Annotated in this window: 20 protein-coding genes; 16 read left to right on the top strand and 4 right to left on the bottom strand. The window is 54.8% G+C overall.

Going from position 1 to position 20,067, the window contains the following annotated elements; genetic code table 11:
- Positions 1–5: 5 nt before the first annotated feature.
- Positions 6–854 (bottom strand): delta-lactam-biosynthetic de-N-acetylase, encoded by an 849-nt coding sequence (pdaA, locus tag AAFJ72_RS13400; protein WP_432774306.1) that lies wholly within the window; start codon positions 852–854, stop codon positions 6–8.
- A 254-nt stretch (positions 855–1,108) separates the two neighbouring features.
- Here pdaA and AAFJ72_RS13395 point away from each other — a divergent pair, with 254 nt between their 5' ends.
- The 3 genes from AAFJ72_RS13395 (at position 1,109) to AAFJ72_RS13385 (ending at position 4,652) form a co-directional block, all read left to right on the top strand.
- Complete coding sequence (locus tag AAFJ72_RS13395) at positions 1,109–1,273, top strand: hypothetical protein (protein ID WP_211338259.1); 165 nt, start codon at positions 1,109–1,111, stop codon at positions 1,271–1,273.
- Between the two features lie 345 nt (positions 1,274–1,618).
- A complete protein-coding gene (locus AAFJ72_RS13390; protein ID WP_432774305.1) occupies positions 1,619–3,484 on the top strand; it encodes a CotS family spore coat protein in 1,866 nt (621 codons plus the stop codon).
- A 25-nt stretch (positions 3,485–3,509) separates the two neighbouring features.
- Entirely contained in the window at positions 3,510–4,652 is a 1,143-nt protein-coding gene (locus AAFJ72_RS13385; RefSeq protein ID WP_432774304.1) for a glycosyltransferase family 4 protein, read from the top strand.
- A gap of 231 nt (positions 4,653–4,883) precedes the next feature.
- Here AAFJ72_RS13385 and AAFJ72_RS13380 read toward each other — a convergent pair whose 3' ends face one another.
- Positions 4,884–5,492 (bottom strand): hypothetical protein, encoded by a 609-nt coding sequence (locus tag AAFJ72_RS13380; RefSeq protein WP_432774303.1) that lies wholly within the window; start codon positions 5,490–5,492, stop codon positions 4,884–4,886.
- A gap of 186 nt (positions 5,493–5,678) precedes the next feature.
- Here AAFJ72_RS13380 and AAFJ72_RS13375 point away from each other — a divergent pair, with 186 nt between their 5' ends.
- Genes AAFJ72_RS13375 through AAFJ72_RS13355 form a run of 5 tightly spaced genes read left to right on the top strand, consistent with a single transcriptional unit; the run spans position 5,679 to position 10,692 of the window.
- A complete protein-coding gene (locus AAFJ72_RS13375) occupies positions 5,679–6,701 on the top strand; it encodes an ABC transporter ATP-binding protein (protein WP_432774302.1) in 1,023 nt (340 codons plus the stop codon).
- Positions 6,694–7,320, top strand: a complete 627-nt coding sequence (locus tag AAFJ72_RS13370) for a DUF4129 domain-containing protein (RefSeq protein WP_432774301.1) — start codon at positions 6,694–6,696, stop codon at positions 7,318–7,320. The genes AAFJ72_RS13375 and AAFJ72_RS13370 overlap by 8 nt, the downstream gene beginning before the upstream one ends.
- Positions 7,313–8,440, top strand: coding sequence for a DUF4350 domain-containing protein (locus AAFJ72_RS13365; protein WP_432774300.1), 1,128 nt, complete (start codon positions 7,313–7,315; stop codon positions 8,438–8,440). The genes AAFJ72_RS13370 and AAFJ72_RS13365 overlap by 8 nt, the downstream gene beginning before the upstream one ends.
- Positions 8,441–8,450: 10 nt before the next feature.
- The gene (locus tag AAFJ72_RS13360; RefSeq protein WP_432774299.1) at positions 8,451–9,371 is read left to right on the top strand and encodes an AAA family ATPase; all 921 of its coding nucleotides are present in this window, start codon (positions 8,451–8,453) and stop codon (positions 9,369–9,371) included.
- Positions 9,322–10,692 carry a DUF58 domain-containing protein gene (locus AAFJ72_RS13355; protein ID WP_432774298.1) on the top strand — a complete coding sequence of 457 codons (1,371 nt, stop codon included), beginning with the start codon at positions 9,322–9,324 and terminating at the stop codon, positions 10,690–10,692. Before AAFJ72_RS13360 ends, AAFJ72_RS13355 begins: the two co-directional genes overlap by 50 nt.
- Here the strand turns inward: AAFJ72_RS13355 and AAFJ72_RS13350 are convergent.
- Positions 10,659–11,639, bottom strand: coding sequence for a stage II sporulation protein M (locus AAFJ72_RS13350; RefSeq protein ID WP_432774297.1), 981 nt, complete (start codon positions 11,637–11,639; stop codon positions 10,659–10,661). The two genes, AAFJ72_RS13355 and AAFJ72_RS13350, sit on opposite strands and share 34 nt — an antisense overlap.
- Positions 11,640–11,700: 61 nt before the next feature.
- Here AAFJ72_RS13350 and AAFJ72_RS13345 point away from each other — a divergent pair, with 61 nt between their 5' ends.
- From AAFJ72_RS13345 to AAFJ72_RS13325, 5 genes are all read left to right on the top strand, one after another.
- Positions 11,701–12,519, top strand: a complete 819-nt coding sequence (locus tag AAFJ72_RS13345) for an RDD family protein (RefSeq protein ID WP_432774296.1) — start codon at positions 11,701–11,703, stop codon at positions 12,517–12,519.
- 238 nt (positions 12,520–12,757) lie between these two features.
- Positions 12,758–13,264: a hypothetical protein gene (locus AAFJ72_RS13340; RefSeq protein WP_432774295.1), complete on the top strand. Its 507-nt coding sequence runs from the start codon at positions 12,758–12,760 to the stop codon at positions 13,262–13,264.
- A complete protein-coding gene (locus tag AAFJ72_RS13335) occupies positions 13,254–14,324 on the top strand; it encodes a phosphodiester glycosidase family protein (RefSeq protein WP_122905767.1) in 1,071 nt (356 codons plus the stop codon). The genes AAFJ72_RS13340 and AAFJ72_RS13335 overlap by 11 nt, the downstream gene beginning before the upstream one ends.
- 161 nt (positions 14,325–14,485) lie before the next feature.
- The gene (gene ggt / locus AAFJ72_RS13330; protein ID WP_432774294.1) at positions 14,486–16,513 is read left to right on the top strand and encodes a gamma-glutamyltransferase; all 2,028 of its coding nucleotides are present in this window, start codon (positions 14,486–14,488) and stop codon (positions 16,511–16,513) included.
- Between the two features lie 112 nt (positions 16,514–16,625).
- Positions 16,626–17,459, top strand: a complete 834-nt coding sequence (locus AAFJ72_RS13325) for a M15 family metallopeptidase (RefSeq protein WP_122905765.1) — start codon at positions 16,626–16,628, stop codon at positions 17,457–17,459.
- Between the two features lie 77 nt (positions 17,460–17,536).
- Here the strand turns inward: AAFJ72_RS13325 and lepB are convergent, their stop codons facing one another.
- On the bottom strand, positions 17,537–18,097 hold the full coding sequence (lepB, locus tag AAFJ72_RS13320) for a signal peptidase I (protein ID WP_432774293.1): 561 nt from the start codon (positions 18,095–18,097) through the stop codon (positions 17,537–17,539).
- A gap of 385 nt (positions 18,098–18,482) precedes the next feature.
- Between lepB and AAFJ72_RS13315 the strand changes: the two genes are divergently transcribed.
- From AAFJ72_RS13315 to AAFJ72_RS13305, 3 genes are all read left to right on the top strand, one after another.
- Entirely contained in the window at positions 18,483–18,902 is a 420-nt protein-coding gene (locus AAFJ72_RS13315) for a MarR family winged helix-turn-helix transcriptional regulator (protein ID WP_246005829.1), read from the top strand.
- Between the two features lie 75 nt (positions 18,903–18,977).
- Positions 18,978–19,673, top strand: a complete 696-nt coding sequence (locus tag AAFJ72_RS13310; protein WP_432774292.1) for a hypothetical protein — start codon at positions 18,978–18,980, stop codon at positions 19,671–19,673.
- 148 nt (positions 19,674–19,821) lie between these two features.
- Positions 19,822–19,983: a DUF4025 domain-containing protein gene (locus AAFJ72_RS13305; RefSeq protein ID WP_432774291.1), complete on the top strand. Its 162-nt coding sequence runs from the start codon at positions 19,822–19,824 to the stop codon at positions 19,981–19,983.
- Positions 19,984–20,067: the final 84 nt, after the last annotated feature.

The raw sequence follows: 20,067 nt of genomic DNA, 5'->3' as shown, positions 1-20,067 counted from the left end.
TTCGATCAATCATGGTTTTGCGGGAGAGCCTGCGACTCATTTTTTGGCAAAGCTTTCGAAGTGCCAGCCTGCATTTGCGGCAGCTGGTCCAGGCTTTTGAATTCATAGCCGCGCTTGCGGGCCTCGTCGATGATCGACCCGAGCGCATCGGCGTTGTCCTTGGAAACAGCGTGCAAGAGAATGACGGCTCCCGGATGCAACTGGCTCATGACGCTGTCAAACGCGTACCTGGCCCCGCGCTGCACTTTTGTATCCCAGTCCTTGTAGGCGATTGACCAAAATACGTTCGTATAGCCCAGCTCCTTGCTGACAGCGAGTGTGCGGTCGCTGAAAATGCCTCTGGGCGGACGCAGATAGCGCATGTTTGCCTGTCCGGTCACTTGGGCGACTGCCTCGCTGACCCGTGTCAGTTCTTCCTTGATTTTCTCGTTGGACATGGTCGTCATGTCCGGATGGCTCCAGGAGTGATTGCCGATGAGATGGCCTTCTCTCGTCATCCGCTTCAACAGTTCAGGCTGGTCCTTGACGTAATGGCCTGTCACAAAAAAAATCGCGGGCACTTTTTTCGCTTTAAGCGTGTCCAGGATCGCCGGGGTAAAGCCGTTTTCATACCCGTTGTCGAATGTCAGATACAGCTCTTTTTTCGACGTGTCTCCCAAAAAAACAGCGCCGTGCCGATCTACGATGCTTTTGAACCCTTCTTCGTTGATTGAAGGAAGCTGTTCGTTCCTGCTTTTTTTGAAGCCGAAATGGTACGGATGGTCCTGATGGGCGACAGCCGTATGCAGCGGCAGGCTGAACGCCAAAAGCAGAATGGCGCCAACGTAAAGCAGCTTTTGGTAGCGTGGTTTCATCAATCTGGCACTCCTTTCCTATCCCAGGTCATGACCGTAGCACGGACGTTTCCACCCAAAGTTTGTCCAGTCAGTCTGCAAATATGTAACGGGCGTGGCGGGAGAAGGGGATAGAAAAAATTGTAAAAAACTTGCGGGGCGGAATGGGACAGTGAACCATTACACAAGAGAGGCAACTGTCATATAGTAACAATGTCGACGGGAGAGCCGCTGACGAACAGGCAGATCATCATCCGTTACCAGGAGGTGGAGGCATGGATTGGTTGAGGTATTTGCGCGACGCTGTCGGGGAGGACGATGGAATTGAAGAGATCGAAGTCAAGGTAGAATATGAGGATGGCACCAAGAAAAAATGGATCTTCTCCAAAAATCAGGCACCGTTCTTGGAAGACGACGAAGATGAAGAGGACGAAGACTGATGTTTCAATAAACAAGTCAAAAGATACGCGCATCAAGGCGTATCTTTTGGCTTGTCATAAGCTGGAACAACCGGAAAATGTTGCTTGTTGGCCCAAGCGGCCTGATCTGTGTTTTTCGTGCGCAGGTCAGGCCGCTTTTTTGGTCGATAGGAATTTATAAAATTTTACCCTATGGACATAAGTGCAACTATGGCTCTGCTCTCGCCAAAGGCTCGGCAATCGCCGGGTTTTCTAACTGGTGAATTGGCAAGTTCCCAAGGATATTTGTCCGTTTCGCCAAGCATTGTGCACGAATAATTTATGAAGAAGGTGAGCGCTTTAACATGGAACAACGGGGGGAATGAAATGGAACAGTACGTAATCAAGCCTTGGGCCACCCGCGACGACAGCCAGCCCACTCCAGTCGACTGGGATATGCAAGTACCTCCGGAAGTCGATGCGATCGCGGAGCTTGTCATGAAAGAATACGAGATGTCCGTCAAGAGCAAGACGCTGATTACCTCGAAGCCGGACAAAGGCGGCGCGATCTGGCGGATCGAGACGGACAAAGGGCCGCGCAGTCTGAAAGTGCTGCACCGCACGCCGGAGAGAAGTCTTTTCAGCGTTGGCTTGCAGGAGTATGTCGTCAAGCAGGGGGCCAGAGTTCCCGCGCTCATTCCGGCCAGAGACGGAAAGCTCTTCGTGGAAAAGGGCGGAAAGCTGTGGATTGTCACGGACTGGATCACCCTTGCACAAGCGACCAAGGTAGACTTGGCAGGAGCGCAGGAGCTGTGCTACGGCCTGGGAGAATTTCATCGACATTCGAAAGGATACGTGCCGCCAAAGGGGGCGAAAAACTCTTCCCGTCTGTACCGTTGGCCCAACTACTATCAAAAGATTGCCAAAAAAATCGGTTGGATGCGTGAAATGGCAAAAGCCTATCGGGAGACGGCCGCAAGCAACTCGATTTTGTCTGTCGTCGACAAGTATGAACGGCAAGCAATGGATGCGCTGGAACGGCTGAAAGCATCTGCCTATCCAAGAATGGTGCAGATGGGCGAACCGCACTGGGGAGTGGTCCATCAGGATTATGGTTGGTCCAATGGCCAGAATGGACCAGGCGGGCTTTGGGTCATCGACCTGGACGGTGTGGCTTATGATTTGCCGTTCCGCGACCTGCGCAAGCTGATTACGAGCACGATGGACGACATGGGTGTCTGGGATTTGACGTGGATGAGAGGCATGATTGAAGCGTATCACCGGGCGAACCCGCTCGATCGGGAGTCGTTTGAAGTGCTTCTGATCGACATGGCGTTGCCAAATGAATTTTACAAGCATCTGAAGGAAATGTTTTACGATCCGGTCACGTTCCTGAACACGGAAGCAGAGGCCATCCTGCAGCGCGTTCTTTCCACCGACCAGACCAAAGACCAGGCATTGGCGGAGCTGGCGAAAGACATCAGCCAATACCAGCCCGGCGATTACACCCAGGTTGTCGTTCCGGCCACGCCCGTGCCCCAGTCGCCTGCGAGTGCATCCGATGAGGCAAAATGGCAGCTCGCTTCGCCAACTCCGGCGGCACAAGTAGAGAGCAAACCAGCAGGTGTGGAATCGCAAGAGCAGAGCAAGCCAGTCGACGTAAAACCGCAAGAGGAAAGCAAGCCAGTCGATGTCGAACCTGGAAAGGTTATTCGCCTTCCCGAAAAAGAGCGCAAGTCTGTGCGAACTGCTGCGCCCGCGAAAAAGCCGCCTGTCAAAGAAGAGCGGCCGGTTGAAGCAGCAAGAGAAAGCGGGAAACGGGAGAAGGAAAAGCTGCCAGAAGTCGTGCTCTTCCCTAATCCCGGGCTGCCTGCCGCAGAGGCAACGATGCCAGCGAGCAAGCAGCGCAAGCGTCTGAAGCCGCGAGTCGCTACTGTGAAAAAAGCCGGGGTGAAACCAGCGAAGAAAAAGGCAGCGTCAACCAGCTCGGCAAAAACAGCAAGCAGAACGGGCAAAAAAGCAAGCGCCAAGCTGCCCGCAGGAAAAGCGCTCAAAAAGACTGGCAAGTCGAACGCAACAACAAAAACAGGAACCCAGCTTGCAAAACGGTCCAGTTCTCCCCAAGGCACTCAGCATGCAGCCGTCAAGCATCCTTATAAAAAGGCAGCAGCTCCAAGCCGCAAATTGACCAGTAATCAGGCAAAGAAGCCGCGCGCGGCAAAAGCCAAAAAAACAGGCAGAACCATGCGATGAGTCGTGTCAGGAAAGGAGAATTCGGATGAAGGTAGTCATGATCTGCACGGAAAAGCTGCCCGTTCCCCCGGTGCGGGGCGGCGCCATCCAGACGTATATAACCGGGATCGCGGATACGCTCGGAAAGCATCACGACCTGACGATTTTAGGGACGTCGGACCCGACGCTCGCCATGGACGAACGTGTGGGAAATGTTCGCTATGCGCGTGTCAATGGCCAGGGTGTATTCGAAATTTACGCGCAGGAAGTTCTCGCGTTTTTGCGCGCCAATCCGTACGATGTGATCCACGTATTCAACAGGCCGCGGCTTGTTCCCATGATTCGTGAAGTATGTCCGAACGCACGGATCGTACTGAGCATGCACAACGACATGTTCGGTGTGGCGAAAATCTCCCCGCAGGAAGCGGCGAGTGCCATTGCCAACACGTCGACGATCATCACGATCAGCGATTATGTAGGGCGCGTCATTGCATCGCTCTACCCGGAAGCGCAAGGGAAGCTGCGTACGATCTATTCCGGTGTCGACTTGCAGACGTTCGTTCCGTGGGAAAGCTCGCAGGCTGCCCGAAAAATTCGCCAGGAGCTGCGGGCGGCTCACAACCTTGGGAACAGGCAGGTCATTTTGTTCGTCGGCAGACTGACCCCGAAAAAAGGGGCGGACATTCTGGTGCGGGCGATGAACGAGCTTTCGGGCTACAAATCCGACATCGCGCTTGTTCTGGTCGGAGGCTCCTGGTACAGTGTCGACAAAGTCAGCGACTATGTCGCCTATGTACGCGCACTCGCGGATCGTTCCCCGGTTCCGGTCATCACGACTGGCTATGTGGCGGCAGAAAACATCCACCACTGGTTCTGGGCAGGAGATATTTTTGTCTGTCCTTCACAATGGGAGGAACCGCTCGCCCGTGTCCACTACGAAGCGATGGCCGCAGGACTGCCGTTTGTGACGACAAAACGGGGCGGCAATGCCGAAGTGATTATCGGCGGAAACGGCCTCTTGGTGGAAGATCCGGAAAATCCGCAGTCTTTTGCCAACCAGCTCAAGGTGCTGCTGTCCAATCGCGACCTGCAGCGAAAAATGGGGAACAGCGGAAGACAACTGGCGGAACAGCGGTTTACATGGGCGCGCGTTGCCCAGGAAGTGCTGGACGTATGGCGGAACCTGTAGCATGAACTAAATAAACACAAATACCCACTTTTTTCGAAACAAAGGCAAAGAAGTGGGTGTTTGCTTTATTTTCGCAAAGGGAGGACAAGCCTTGACTGCACGAGGGCAGGGAAGCAAGCTCGTCCAAACGAGAAGCAAGCGAGGCGTGGAAAAAGCAGTTCTCCCACTCCTTGCTTTTTTTGTTTGGCGAATCGCAAAATCAAGCCGGAGTGGGAGGGCAAGGCGAGAGGATCAAAGCGCTTTTCCTGAGCCCTCTATCAACTTGAGAGAGACGGGCGCTGCCTCCTCTTCTGCTTGTTCGTCTACTACGGCTGATTCTCCCGGCGGAAGGGCATCCGGAATGATGGCGACAATGCGGTTGAGCGGGATGAGAATGCAGTTGCCGTAGCTTCCGTCAAGCTTCAGCTCGATGATGCCGTCGTCTACTCTGGCAAGCTGCCCCACCCGGTAGGGGCGGCTGTCCGGTCCCCAATCGGACGTGAGGATGACTTCGACCGTCCGGTTTTCCCTCATGCATTTGCACAGCTCTTTTCGCAAGCTCGCTACGCTTTCCTGCTCGGGAGTGTCTTCTGCCTCTACGTCCACTTTGACCACCGGAGCAGGGATGACCAGTGGCTTTGGAGCTTCAAACTGGACGATGGGCGCCTCGACCTGGACGTTGGGCGTGGGGCTTGTGACAGACACGGTGGGAGCAGGCGTGGTTACATTCACATTCGGGGCGCGGACATGGAGGCGGACGATCCGGTGGAGCCTGTCTATCAAGCGTTTGGCTGTCTGATTGGACCGAGGTCTTTTGCGGAAAACTGACCTCGCCCGCTTCTTCTTTTTGGCTGATCGCAAGAATATGCACCTCCTACTGTCATGCTTTATCATATTCAGCACGAAACAGAGAGAAAGGGACAAATATCCGTGTCGGGGAAAATCAGGCAGGAAATGATTAGTAATTTTAGCGGAAATTTTTTAAAACAAATGGAAAATCGTGTATACTAGTCAGGTAATCTCAAAAAGGGAGACGGAGGTTTCACCATGAATCAAATACCAATGACCCCAATGGGAGTGGGGAAGCTATTGGACAAAAGCTTCAACGTATATCGCCAGCATTTTGGGGCGTACTTTCTTCTGGCTCTGATCTGGTTTGGTCCGTTTTTGCTTTTGCAGCAGCTACTCCTGATCGACCTGAGCAGTGTGCCGCTGCTCATGCAGGATACCGAAGGACTGGAATTTTGGGAAGCGATGGGGGAAAAGTTTATGGGGCAGGAAGGGATGGTCACCCAAAACATCGTCCGGCTCTTGCTGTACTTGTTTTTGGTAGCACCGCTGACGCTGGTAGTGGCCTATCCGCAGCTGCTTGCAGGTGCCACCTTGCTGACGAAATCTGCATGGGAGCAGCAAACGGTTGACTTGAAAGCCGCGCTGAAAGGCGCATTGGGACGCTTTTGGCCGCTTGTCGGCAGCACCCTCGTCTACGGACTGCTCGCGATTGCGGTGGTGTTCGGGTTTACGCTCGTGTTTTTGCTCATCGGCTTTTTGTTCACGATAGTTACCGGCAGCTCGATTGAAACGTTTTTGGACGCGGGGAGCGACTTCAATCCGGTGCTGTTCTTCCTAGTCTTTTTGTTCGGCTACCTGTTGTTTTTGCTCGGCTTGGTTCTGGTGCCAGGCTACTTCCTGCTCAGATGGAGCTTTTACTTGCCGCTTGTCCTGTTTGAAAAGGGCGGCGTCGGCATCGACCAAAGCTGGCGTTTGACGAAAGGGAATTTTTGGAGAATCTTTGCGATTTTCATCGTTTTGAGCTTTTTGTATTCGACCTTTTCGGGCGGGATTCAGGTTGTCATCTTGGGCATTTTGGGGACGTCGATCATTTCGCAGATCATTCTGGTTGTGCTAAGCTGTCTGCTGATGCCGTGGATGGCGATTGTCTATGCGCTTGTTTATTTCGACTTGCGCGTCCGAAAAGATGGAACTGACCTGCAGGAGATGATGAACAGGCAACTGGATCAGTCGACAGACCGCCTTTCTGCTGAGGAGCCGGGAGCAGCACATGAATAGCACCAATCCTTGGGCAGCCGACAAGGAGCATTTGCAGGAAATTTTGCAGCGCGACGAATTTCAAACCGGGCACACGGCAGGCGAGAGCTGGCTTGCGCAAGTGATCGATTTTTTGCTCGAATGGCTGTTCCGGCTGTTTTCGTGGTCGGACATTCCTGCGGGTGTAGCGACGACGGCATCGACGGTCGTGCTGCTCGTCGCGGCACTTTTGCTGGTCATGCTCATTTTCTGGTTGTACCGCCGGATGATGTGGGAGCAAAAGCGGAAGGCACCCCTGTTTGTCCACGGTGAAAAAATTCGCTCCCATGCCGATTACTTGCGTGAGGCAAAGGAGTGCGCCGAGCGCGGAGAATGGCGGGAGGGCGAACGCTCGCTGTTTTTGGCGTTGCTCGTCTACATGCAAAAACAGTCGTGGATTCGCATTGAACAGTGGAAGACGAACTGGGAGTACGCTGACGAAATCGAAGCCAGCCACCCGGAGGCGAAGCCGCTGTTTCGCCGTTACGCCAGGGCGTTCGAGCAAGCCTGGTACGGGCAGGTAGCTGTGGACAAAGCAGACTATCTGGAGCGGGTCCGCGAGCTTGCGCAGATTTTGGACGGGGAGGGACAGCATGAATAGCCTGAAAACGTATCGCGTGGGCATCAGCGTGGCGATCGTGCTGCTCGTCGTCGTCGGATGGTTTATCGTCAAGCCTGTAGCCACGAAACAACCGCCTTATCTGGCGGCGTCCGCACAGCCGGACGGAATCAAGGCTGTGCTGCTTTTGCTGGAGGAAAAAGGAAGCCGGGTCAAGGAGTGGCGGCAGCCGTCCCATTTGCTGCCGCCATCATCAGGACAGGCGTTGCTTGTCGTCGAGCCGGACAATCTGACTGAAAACGAGCAGGATGACTTGCTTGAGTGGGCCAGCGGCGGGAACGACCTGTTTGTTTTCTCCGAGCGGGCGATCCATTGGGCCGACTTGCCCTTTGAACCGAAGTATATGGAAGGAAACGGAAATCGGGAACGTAACATCCAGGGTCAGTCTCTCGGCGAAGTGATGATGGGCAAGGCAAAGACCCAGGTCAGATGGAAAGAAGCAGAGGGGCTGGAGCCGCTCTTTTACGACGACCAGGGAATCCTAGCGGGAAAAGTCGAGGTAGGAGCGGGCAGCATTTCGTACTTTTTGGTCCCGGATTGGTTGACGAATCAAAAAATTGCCGAGATGTCTCACTTCGAGGCGGTGTGGCCGCATTTGCAAAAAAGCTGGTCGGTGATCTGGGTGGACGAATACCATCATGGAATGCAGGAGAAGCCGGGGCTTTTGGCGATTTATCCCGGCTGGCTGGTGGCAGCGTTTGTGCAGTTGGCCCTCGTGCTGCTGTTGTTCGTCTGGTGGAAAGGGAAGCGCTTTGGCCCTGTCTACACGTTGCGCGAGTGGACAGTTCGCAGAGGGGACGAGACGCTCTTGGCCGTGTCGAGCTGGTATGAGCGCCGGGGACTTGCGCGTGACGCGCTGGCGCACAGGGAAGCGTATATGCGCCAACTGATGCACGACCGCTGGGGCGTTCACCTAAAGGCGGACCGCGCCGAGATTTTGCGCTGTGCCGGGCTGCGCTGGAGCGAGCAGGCTGTCAGCAGGCTTGCCGAGCTTTTGGATCGGCTGGAGCAAGCGCGCAGCGGAACCGGATATTCGGCGAAGCGGCTTTTGGCAGACAGCCATTTGCTGGATGAGATCATTACGCAACTGATGAAGGAGTGACATAACAATCGTGGAGCAACTATTGCAACAGATGGAAAAAGAACTGGTCGGACAGCGGCAAAACATTCGGCTGCTCGTGGCGGCCCTGCTTGCTGGCGGTCACGTCTTGCTGGAAGGAGTGCCCGGAATCGGGAAGACCAAAATGGTCCGCACCTTGTCGGGGCTGATCGGGGGAGAGAGCAGACGCATCCAGTTCACGCCTGACATGATGCCTTCGGATATTATCGGCCATGTCGTTTTCAACATGCAGGACAACCGCTTTGAGACGATCAAAGGTCCGGTATTTGCGAATTTGCTGCTGGCGGACGAAATTAACCGCACGCCGCCGAAAACGCAAGCGGCGCTTTTGGAAGCGATGGAGGAAGGCCAGGTGACGATTCACGGCGTCACGTACCCGTTGCCTGAGCCGTTTTTCGTCGTCGCCACGCAAAACCCGGTCGAGTACGAAGGAACTTACGTGCTGCCGGAGGCGCAGCTCGACCGCTTTTTGTTCAAGCTGACGATGCAGTATCCGTCGCATGAGAACGAAAAGCAGATTCTGCTCCAGCACGTCCAGCCCACAGGCGGGCAAAAGACAAGGCAAGCGCCGATCTGCAGCCTGGACGATATTTTGCACAAGCGGCGCAAGTTGCAGGACGTCGTGGTCGACGATTCGATTTTGGAATACATTACGACCTTGATTCGCAAGACGCGGGAAACAAAACGGCTGCTGCTCGGGGCAAGCTCCCGTGCCGGGATTGCCGTTCTCATGGCCAGCAAGGCGTGGGCGCTTTTGGACGGCCGTGAGTACGTGACGCCGGATGATGTGAAAATGGTCGCCCGGCCTGCGCTGCGGCACCGTCTTATCCTGGCACCGCAGGTAGAATTGGAGGGGGGCACCAGTGACCACATCATCGAAGAAACGTTGGCCGCTATTCCGGTCCCTCGCTGATTTTCTGGCAGATCGCTTCGTTTTGCCGACGAAGCGGCTGCTCGTCCTGCTGCTTGTCGGCACGCCGATTGCCGTCGTCGGCTTTTTCATGGGCACGGGGTACGGAGCTTTCTGGCTGTACAACGGCCTCGTCTGTGTGGCGAGCGTGCTCGACTGGCTGACGTTGCCCAGGCGCAAAGACCTGGAGCTGCGCCGCGTGCTTCCCGAGCAGAGCGACATCGGCCAGTCGTTTACGGTCGAGGTAGAAATGACGAACCGAAGCGGCCAGCCGGTCTCCTACGTGCTGATGGACGATTTGCCGCACTCTTTTGCGGAAGCAGGGCCGATCTCGGGCCGGATGGAGTGCGGCGAGTCGCGCATCGCCTATCAGACGCGCGGCACGGAACGGGGAAACTATACGTTTTCCTGGCTCTATTTGCGCTGGAGCGGCAAAATCGGCTTGTGGCACCGTCAGAGCCGCTTTGCTTTTCCGCAGACGATCAAGATTTACCCCGATCTGTCGCAAGTGCGCGGCTATTTGAACTCGCTGCAGGACAGTCTGATCGTCGACGGTAAAAAAATATGGCGCCGGGCCAAATCCGGCTCTGAATTCCACGCGATCCGCGAGTACGTCCCCGACGACGATCCGCGTGCGATCAACTGGTCGGCGTCGGCACGCACCCGGCGGCTGATGACGAACCAGTATCGGCCCGAGCACGGCAAAGTCATTACGATTCTCATCGACTGCGGCAGGCTGATGGGCGTGGAGCTGAACAACGAGAGCAGGCTCGATCGGTCGCTGGAGTCGGCGCTCACGCTGGCGGCGGTCGCTTTGCGCCAAGGAGATCAGGTGGCGTTTCTGGCCTATTCCCACGAGATCAAGACGTACATTCCGCCAGGGCGCGGGATGGGACATCTGCACACGATTTTGGAAGCCACCTACGATTTGACCCATGACTTCGTCGAGGCCGATCCGGCAAAGGCGCTGGAATTTATACACCGCCAGCAAAAGCGGCGCAGCCTGATGGTGCTGTTCTCGGACATGGAAAATTACTTGGTCGAAGACTTGCTGGCCAGCTATTTGTGGAAAATGCGCCGCTCGCACTTGTTTTTGCTGCTCTCGCAAGCGGACCCGCTGCTGCACGAATGGACGCAGGTCCCGGTCGAAAACAGCCGCCTGGCCTACATCAAATCAGTAGCGCAGCGCTTTCAGCTCGACCGCAGGGCGTTTCAACAAAAAATGACCGGCGCGGGCATCCAGGTGCTCGATGTGCCGGCCGATCAGTTGACGCTGACGGTGATAAATGCTTATTTGGAAATCAAGGCGAGAGAAGCATTGTGAGCCTGGCGCCTGCGCCCGAAATAATACCACAGGCACAAAAGCAGCAAGGTGGCCGCCGCGACGAGGTACTTTGCTTCCAGGGAGAGGGACGAAGGCGTGATATACCCTTCGATGATTCCTGCCACAAACAACAGCGGCAAGGTCGCAAGCAGCAACTGGGCCGATTCCTTGGCCGCCTCCAAAAACTGATACTTGCGGGCGTAGCGCCCAGGCACGAGGAGTCGGTAGCCCATGTGCAGGCCGGCCCCTCCGGCGATGAAGATCGCGGTCAGCTCAATGACGCCGTGCGGGAGGATGTACGCCCAGAAAGCGTAGCTGCTGTCTGCCTGGTAGTAGACAGCGGCCAATGTCCCGACGAGCAGTCCGTTGAACAGCAGGACGTAGATCGGCACGAGGCCGAACGTAATCCCGCTGACAAAAGCGAGAATGGCGACTTTCATGTTGTTGGTCATAATCATCGTAGAGATGACAGGGCTGTTGATGGCATCGTGTCCTTCCCCCAGCCTCGTCGGATCAATCTGCTCGGCCATGCCCTGGGGCAGCACGTAGTACAGGTTGAGCGGATCAACGAGCACCGCCGCAAACCCGGATACGCCGCCAATGATGAAAAGCAGGGCGGCCATGCCGATAAATCCGATCCGCTTGTGGATCAGCCCGATCAGATGGACGCCGAAAAAATGCCGCAACTGCTGCCAGCTTCCCGACTGCTGCTTGTACGTCAGGTTGTGGGCGCGGGATACGAGCTCATTGAGGTAGAGAGTAATTTCGTCCGCCGGGTGATACGAGCGGACCAGCGCCAAATGGGCGGAAGCTTTTTTGTACAGATGGGTCAGACGGTCAATGTCTGCGGCCGTGATCTGCCGCTCTTGCCGGGTGAACCGTTCGACCAGTTGCTCCAGTTCGGCCCAAGAGGCTTTGTGCTTGTGCCAAAATGAAGTGATTTCCATGGATAAGGCCTCCTTATCTATTAGAGTCTACTAGAATTGCAAAAGGGAGAAGCGAACCGAAATGAATGAAAATCCATCCGTGAATCAGGCAGGCCGCGAAGCATCCGTTGTCACACCTGAGCATGTGATGCTGCGGTTTCAGACAGCGGGATTGGGCAGTCGGGCCGCTGCCCAGTTGATCGACAGCGTCATTTTGCTTCTGGTTAATCTTACTGTATTTATCGCGATTGGTATAGTTTTATTTGGGAAAGAAGAGAGTTTTTTCCTGGATACCGACAACTATGCTGTCGCGATTGTCATCCTCCTGTTCTTCGTCCTCAACTTTGGCTACTTTTTGTTCCTGGAGGCGTTCTGGTCGGGACAGACCGTCGGGAAAAAGTGGATGGGAATTCGCGTCATCCGCGACAACGGCCAGCCGATCACGTTTTTGTCGTCGACGATCCGCAACCTGTTCCGAATCGTGGACAATCTCCCGTCGGGCTACTTTCTGGGCGCGCTCGTTTCTTTTTTCCACCCTCGCGACAAACGCATTGGCGATCTGGTCGCAGGCACCATCGTCGTCGTCGAGAGCGGGGGTCGTACAAGTCTTTTCCAGAAAAGAAAGGCACAAAAACAGGGGGCTGTGTCCGCAGAGCCGCTTGTTCTCACCGAGCAGCAAAAACAGGCGCTGACCCGCGAGGACTGGCAACTGCTCTCAGCCTTTATTACGCGGCAGTCCTCTCTGGCGGAAGCGAAAAAGCTTGAACTGGCGGAAAACATCGCCCGTCTGTTGCAAAAAAAGCTGGAATACAGCGAGGAGCAGGCGCGCCAGGAAGCGCCGATTGTGTTTTTGCAGCGACTGTACCGCACGCTGCAAAGCGAGTGGAGCCTGGGAAAATAACGTGGGAAGATACCGGCAGAGACACGAAGCGCGGTATCTTCTTTTTTTGGTCGACAGGAATTTATAAAATTTTACCCTATCGACATAAGTGCAACTACGGCTCTTTTGTCGCCAAAGGCTCGGCAATCGCCGAGTTTTCTAAAGCAAAATTTCCACTATTTTTGGAAAAGCCTTGTCGAAAAATAAACTATGGTATAATAAAACCTCACTCTATGTCACAGAAAGGAGGAGGGAGCCGATGAACGACAATTACATGGAAGCGTCATCGACTTCGTCTACTACTCTGCCACTCCCGGCAAACGGGAAGCAGGCGAACAGACGCAAACGAGGCAGCCTGTTTCAAGCATTGTTTCCCTCCCGAACAGAAGGCAAGCGGCCTCTATTGCCAGTCGCACTCGCTGTACTGGTTTGGGTAGGACTCGCTTACGCTGGCTACGCCTTTACTGCCCATACGCTGGACAAGCAGCAGCAACTTGTGAACCTGCGCATCGATCAGATACAGGAAGACAACCAGAAGCAGATGAAAGCGTTGGGCGAACAACTCGTGCTGGTGCAGGAAGAGTTGAAAGACGTACAGACGGGTCTTGGCAGTCTGGAAGAAGACCTGCAATTGACGGGTGAGACGATCGGCGGGACGAACAAGACAAAAGAGGCATTGCAGGATCGGATCGACCAGTTGAACAAGCAGCTGGTGGATTTGAAGGCATCGCTGAAAAAACTGGAGGATGCAGCTCGTGCTTGGTAAAGTCAATCGCTTTTTTCTGTTCCTGCTGGCGCCAGCGCTCGGTTTTTTGCTTGCCCTCACCCTGACCAATCCCGCGGACAAGCTGCAGGCGGAAGGCTTGAAGCTCGACTCGGAGCAGTCGAAAAAACTGGCGGACGAGCTGGGGCAGCAACTGAACGACACCAAGACGACGATACGCCACGTGGAAAGCGTGGTCGAGGACATCCGCGATCGCGCCAAAAAGGAGCAAAAAGAGTACGAAGAGCAGAGCAAGCACATCAACAACCTGCTTGCGACGAGCAAATCGCAGACGCAAAAGTCGGCCGATGTGCTGGACACGATTTTGTCCAACATGCTCGGCGACCCGATCGGGCAGTCCTTCGGGAACCGATCGACGGTCAAAGTCTATTCGCTGCAGGAAGCAGGCTATCGCGGATACATGGCAAAAGTTCGCCTGAAAGACCCGAACGCACTGAAAATGGTGCTTGCCAACGACTCGGTCAAGAGCAAGGGCGAGACGACGAGCAAAGCCGGAAAACGCACCGGAGCTGTACTGGCGATCAACGCAGGCGGCTTCATGAGCGACAGCAAAGGCTATCTGACGCCGCTTGGCATTACGGTTGTCGACGGCAAGATTCGCACGTTTTCCAACAATTCCAAGCTGAGCTTCGTCGGGTTTAACAACAAAGGCCACCTGGTGGGAGCCAACATTACCACGCAGGCGCAAATTACCCAGCAGGGCATTTTGCAGGGGGCCAGCTTTTTGCCAAGACTGCTGCAGGACGGGAAGCGACTGCCGATCCCTCGCGACTGGGCCAACGCTCGCCAGCCGCGCACGCTCATCGGACACTTTGACAACGGCGACTTGCTGCTCATCGTCATCGACGGCAGACGGGAAGGCTGGAGCAAAGGCGTTACGCTGGAAGAAGCGCAACGCAAGCTGCAGGAATTCCACGTCGTCGACGCCTACAATCTCGATGGCGGCGGCTCCAGCGCGTTTTACTACAACGGCAAGATTTTGAACAAGCCTTCGGGTGGCAAAGAGAGACCGGTCGTCAGCAATCTGGTCATCCTGCCGTAATCGAACGCTTTTGAATAGGGACACTCTTCCGGCGGGGAACATGCCCTCGCCTCGGAAGAGTGTTTTTTCTTCTGCCGGAGAGCGGCAGGTTGACCTGAAAAAATACTGAAAATTATAATAATAGAATACAGATTAGAAAAGAAAAAGCCTGGGGGGATTGTATGAAAAAAATAAGGATGGTAGCCCTCTCGTTCATTTCCGTCTTTTCCCTAACCCAATTGGCGTGGGCGAAAGTTCCCGGTGTTCCGGCAGGAGTGGATGGCGCCACAAAAGGGATTGTCGCTGTCTCCCATCCTGCGGCCGCACAGGTCGGTCGGGACATTTTGGCCAAGGGGGGAAATGCCGTGGACGCCGCCGCCGGAATCCAGTTGGCTCTGAACGTCGCAGAGCCGTACATGTCGGGAATCGGCGGCGGAGGCTTTATGATGATCTATTTGAAAGACCGGAACAAAATTACGGTGATCGACAGCCGGGAAACAGCTCCGGCAAACGTGACCGCCGACATGTTTTTGCAGGCCGACGGGCAGCCGATTCCTTTTGAAGAACGGCACACCAGCGGTCAGGCAGTCGGTGTGCCGGGGACGTTGCTCGGCGTAGCAGAAGCGCTGGAGCAGTACGGCACGTGGGAGCTGGCCGATGTGCTTGCGCCAGCGATTGAACTGGCGGAAAAAGGCGTTCGCGTCAACTGGGTGACGGCAGACTATATCGCCAAGTCGCGCGCCAAGCTGGAAAAGCACAAAACCGCCGCGCAAGTCTTTTTGCCGGAAGGTCGTCCGCTGGAGGAAGGGCAAATGCTCGTCCAGCCCGATTTGGCCAAGACGCTGAAGCTGATCCGCGACGAAGGACCGGATGCTTTTTACAAAGGCGAGATTGGCCGCGCGCTGGTCAAAGAGGTGCAGCGCACAGGCGGCAACATGACGATGGACGACCTCAGAGCGTACCAGGTCAAGGAACGGGAGCCGGTGCGCGGGATGTTTCGCGGCTATGAAGTGATTTCCATGTCCCCTCCCAGCTCGGGCGGCTTGACGATGATCCAGATTTTGAAGCTGATGGAAGGCTACGACAACAAAAAAGACGGCTTTGGTTCCGCAGCGTATTTGCACCATCTGATCGAGGCCAACCACCTCGCCTATGCCGACCGGGCGGCGTACATGGCGGATGAGGACGTCTATCCGGTGCCCAAGCAAGGACTGCTCCACGACGATTACATAAAAGAAAGGCGCCAACTGATCGACGACAACCGGGCCAATGCCAATATCACTGCTGGCGACCCGTGGAAGTACGACACAGGACAAAAGCCGGCGGCCGCGCTCAAAATGCTCGACAGCTCGCCCGTGAAACAGACGACCCACTTTGCCGTCATGGACAAATGGGGCAACCTCGTGTCCTATACGACCACGATTGAAGACGTATTCGGAAGCGGTGTGATGGTGCCGGGCTACGGCTTCATGCTCAACAACGAGCTGACCGATTTTGATGCTGTTCCGGGCGGCGTCAATCAGGTGGAGCCAGGCAAGCGCCCCCGGTCGAGCATGACGCCGACGATCGTGCTCAAAGACGGGCAGCCGTTTTTGGCGGTTGGCTCGCCGGGCGGCTCGACGATTATCGCTTCCGTGTCGCAAACGATTCTCAACGTGATCGACCACGGGATGAACATCGAGGACGCCATCCGCGCTCCCCGCATTTTTTCCAGCAGCTATCCGAACGTCTCCTGGGAGGCGGGCATTGACCAGGACGTCATCCTGCAGTTGATGGCAAAAGGCCATGTCTTTGCCGAGCAGCCCGCAGAGATCGGCAATGTGCAGGCGATCGTCTACGATTTTGAGACAGGCAGGATGTACGGCGGAGCGGACAATACCCGGGAAGGCACAGTGCTTGGCGTCGACGCAATCGCCTACACGGCTGCCGAGCCGGAGGAAGTGCCGTATGAGCCGGGAGAGCCTTTTGCCGTTTCCGTAAACGGGCAGACGTACCCGTTTTTGCCGGAACAAAAGCTGATCGTGGACGGCATCGCCTATGTGCAGGAAAAGAAACTGCTGCTCGGTTTGGGCCAAAGCAGCGCCGACTTCCGGGCGGATGCCATTACTGTGCGCGGAATAGCGTATCTCCCTGTGAAAAAAGTGGCCGAAAAGCTCGGGTACACCGTCACCTGGGATGACAGCGAACGGGTTATCGAGTTGAAAAAGTAAGCAAGAGAAGCGGTGCAGGCAAAAGTGTGACAATCCGTCCTTTTATTTCGTCTCACTCCATGGTAAGGTAAAGCAGAACGTATGTGTCTGTATGGAACCAGGAGGATCAATCATGAATAACAATCGCACCAATGGCCTTGCGATCGTCGCCGCACTATCCGTAGCCCTGCTCAGTGGTTGTGAAGCGCCTTCGCTCGACAGCCTGCTTTCGTCCAACTCGACTCAGCCGGCGGGAAATACGGCAACAACGGGAGAAAGCACGCAAGCAAATACAGCGGAGCCAACACAGGGATCTCTTCGGGCGAAGCAGGCATCCCTGGCCGAGACGATCACAGACGTCAATGGGGTTCCGACGGTGACAAACCCGACCGATCTCGCCGTTGTCGTGAACAAGAAGCGGGCGCTGCCTGCTGACTATATTCCACCTGATCTGGTGGAGCCGAACGTGCCGTTCCCGTTTGATGAAAAAGTGGAAAAACGGTTGCTGCGCCAAGAGGCGGCACGAGCGCTGGAAGAGTTGTTTGCAGCCGCCAGGCAGGACGGCATCGAGCTGTACGCCGTGTCCGGCTATCGTTCGTACAAGACGCAAAAATCGTTGTATGAGACCTATGTGCAAACCCAGGGGGCGGAGCATGCTGCCAAGTACAGCGCCGTTCCGGGAAAAAGCGAGCATCAGACCGGATTGGCGATGGACGTGTCCGGTGCCGATGTGAAGACGAGGCTGGAGGAATCGTTTGGCGACATGCCGGAAGGAAAATGGCTGGCGGAGCATTGTGCAGAATACGGCTTCATCATCCGCTATCTGAAAGGCAAGGAAGACACGACCGGATACGCCTATGAGCCGTGGCACATTCGCTACGTCGGAAAAGAAATGGCGCAAGAGATCACGGCGCAAGGGATTACTCTGGAGGATTACTTGTCCGCAACTGCCACCGCGCAAAAATAAAAGCGTAATAAGAAAAAGCCGCTCAACGGTACAGAGCGGCTTTTCGTATGCGATTGTCCAGACAGGCTCACAGCCGTTTAGTTCGGCAGACGAATGGCGGACAATGGCCAGTAGACTGCTTCCGCGCGACCGACTACGTGATCGAGCTTGACAGGGCCAATGACCCGGCTGTCCATGCTGTTGTTGCGGTTGTCTCCCATCACAAAAACGCTGCCTTCCGGAATGGTAACCGGACCGAAGTCCTCGGTCAAGGTCACGCCGGCCGCCGAAGCTTGCAGCTTGTTGTTGGTCAGATACTCTTCACTGAGCGGTTGACCGTTGACGTACACCTGGTCGTTTTTCGCTTCCACGGTGTCGCCTGCGACAGCGATGACGCGCTTGATCCAGTTGTCGCCGCTCGCATCCGGGTGAATAATCACGATGTCGCCTGGCTGCGGTTCCTTGAAATAGTAAATCGCTTTGTTGACGATGACCCGCTCGCGGTCATGCAGCGTGCTCTCCATCGAGCGCCCCTGGACGACGTAGGGAGCCATGATGAACACGTAGATGAAGGCGGTCAAACCGCCAATCAAGGCAAACGATTTTAACCAGTCGAGCAATTCGCTTTTCCATTTTGCTGTACTTTTGGTTTGTTCCATCGACTTGATCTCCTATGTACATGGTTTCGCCGGCAATAGATTGCCGTGGGCCAGCGCTTGGACTGCCTTTCTATTATACATGCAATACGATTGGATACGGAATAAGATTCAAGGAAAATAATGGAGGACGCCCAAAAGCTGCTGTCACGATTTTGCCAACTTCGCCTATTGTCAGTTTTTCCTGTTTGCGGTAAGATGTTGTTGCACATAAGTTTTACAGTAAAATTATTAAGTGGTAAACACTTTGTTCCGGCTCATACATACCTTTCGAGGAAAGAAATAATTTTGGCAGGTCTATTGATCTTCACGTACTTAGGCTATATAGTTTTATAGTAAAAGTACCAATGTTATTTACTTTCTGAAAATAGGTGATGTTGTGAGCGACATGTCCCGCGCCAGTAAAATTGAGGAACTGGATCGAGCGTTTGTCGAAATGGCTCGCTTCTTTATCAGCCATTGGCTGGAAGAAGAGGGGCTGATTAGTCCCAAGCAATTTATCTTGCTGCGAGTGCTTCATCAAAAAGGAAGAAGCACAGTTTCCGAACTGGCGACCATTCTGAAGCAATCCAACAGTGCGACTACGATTGCGCTGAATCGGCTGGTGAAAGCCGGTTATATCGATCGGGTTCGTGATGATCTGGATCGGAGAGTCGTATGGGTTACGCTGTCGCAAAAGGCAATTCCCATGCTGGAGGGGCTTCTGTGCCAGCGAAGAGCACTGGTGGGCAAATTGCTTGAAAACCTGAGCGACGAAGAATTGGAGCAGTTTACGTACTTCTTGCGGAAAATGAAGCAATGCATGTAGGGTTGCTCTCAGGGGAGCAGGTGGGGGACATTTCAGAGGGCAATGTGTGTACTACGCGAATAGGAGTGTACACATATGAAAAAAAGAAGCACATTGATGATGGGTTCTCTTATTCTCGGAGCGGCCCTGTTTGCACAGGCAGCCTGTGCGCAGGAAGCTTCCTCCAATACAACGGAAGCTTCCACGACAACTCCTGCGCCAGCAGTGGAAACGACAACTGAAGCACCAACTGCCGCACCGGCAACTGAAAGCGAGACAGAAGCACCAACCACTGCACCGGCAGCTGAAACCACAACAGCAGCACCAGCTCAACAGCCGCAAACCGGAAGCAATGTTCCTGGAGCCTGGATCAAGCTTCCTGGAGAAGACGAGTATATTTTCGTGAGCGGCCGACTGGTTCCTGATGCATCTTCGGCGTCCGGCTGGTCCCTGTTGCCAGCAGAAGACCAATTCGTATCCACCAATCGCTTCCAGGTTGTGCAAACAGCAAACGGTGGCTGGATGAGCATGCCGGCAGAAGATCAATTCGTTTCGACAAACAGATTCCAGGTCGTGCAAACTTCCAATGGCGGCTGGCTGGCTATGCCGACAGAAGACAACTTTGTCTCCACAAGCAACTTCCAGGTTGTTCAAGCGCCAAACAGCGGTTGGTCCGCTTTGCCAAAAGAAGATGAGAGCATCATCATCGGGCGCAATGCTTCCCAAGATGTGGCCAACAGAACCGGCTGGTCCTTGATGGTTCCAGATGTTTCTGCGAATAAAAACAAATAATCAGAACGGCTGAAAGACGCTTTGCCGCAAGTGGCAGGGCGTCTTTTTTTGTCTATTCCCCAGGAAGCCAGGCTGCTACGAATGCATGGCTAAATGTGGGGCGTCTGGCGCACACTATACCGAAAATCATTGGAAGGAGGAACAGACGATGGCAGTCCAGCAAATCAGCGAAACAGGACAGATGGAAAACGTCTTGTATCAGGTAGATGACGAGCAAGCAGGCGGGTTGGCATCTACACAGGAACAGGTGAGCGATGTGTACAAGCGGGGAACGATTGAGGAAGGGGAGCAGCGAGCGGCACGAGATTGACGCAAGCGCGCCAGGGCAAGCCAGCTTTTTCAACTGCGACAAAAGCTGGCATGCTGCTTTGTCATTATAATAAAATAAATTTTA

It is taken from the genome of Brevibacillus gelatini (assembly GCF_050920745.1).
GTDB classification, from domain to species: Bacteria; Bacillota; Bacilli; order Brevibacillales; family Brevibacillaceae; genus Brevibacillus; species Brevibacillus gelatini.
The sequence above is the reverse complement of the archived record's forward strand: the minus strand, read 5'-3'. Positions and strand labels throughout refer to the sequence as shown.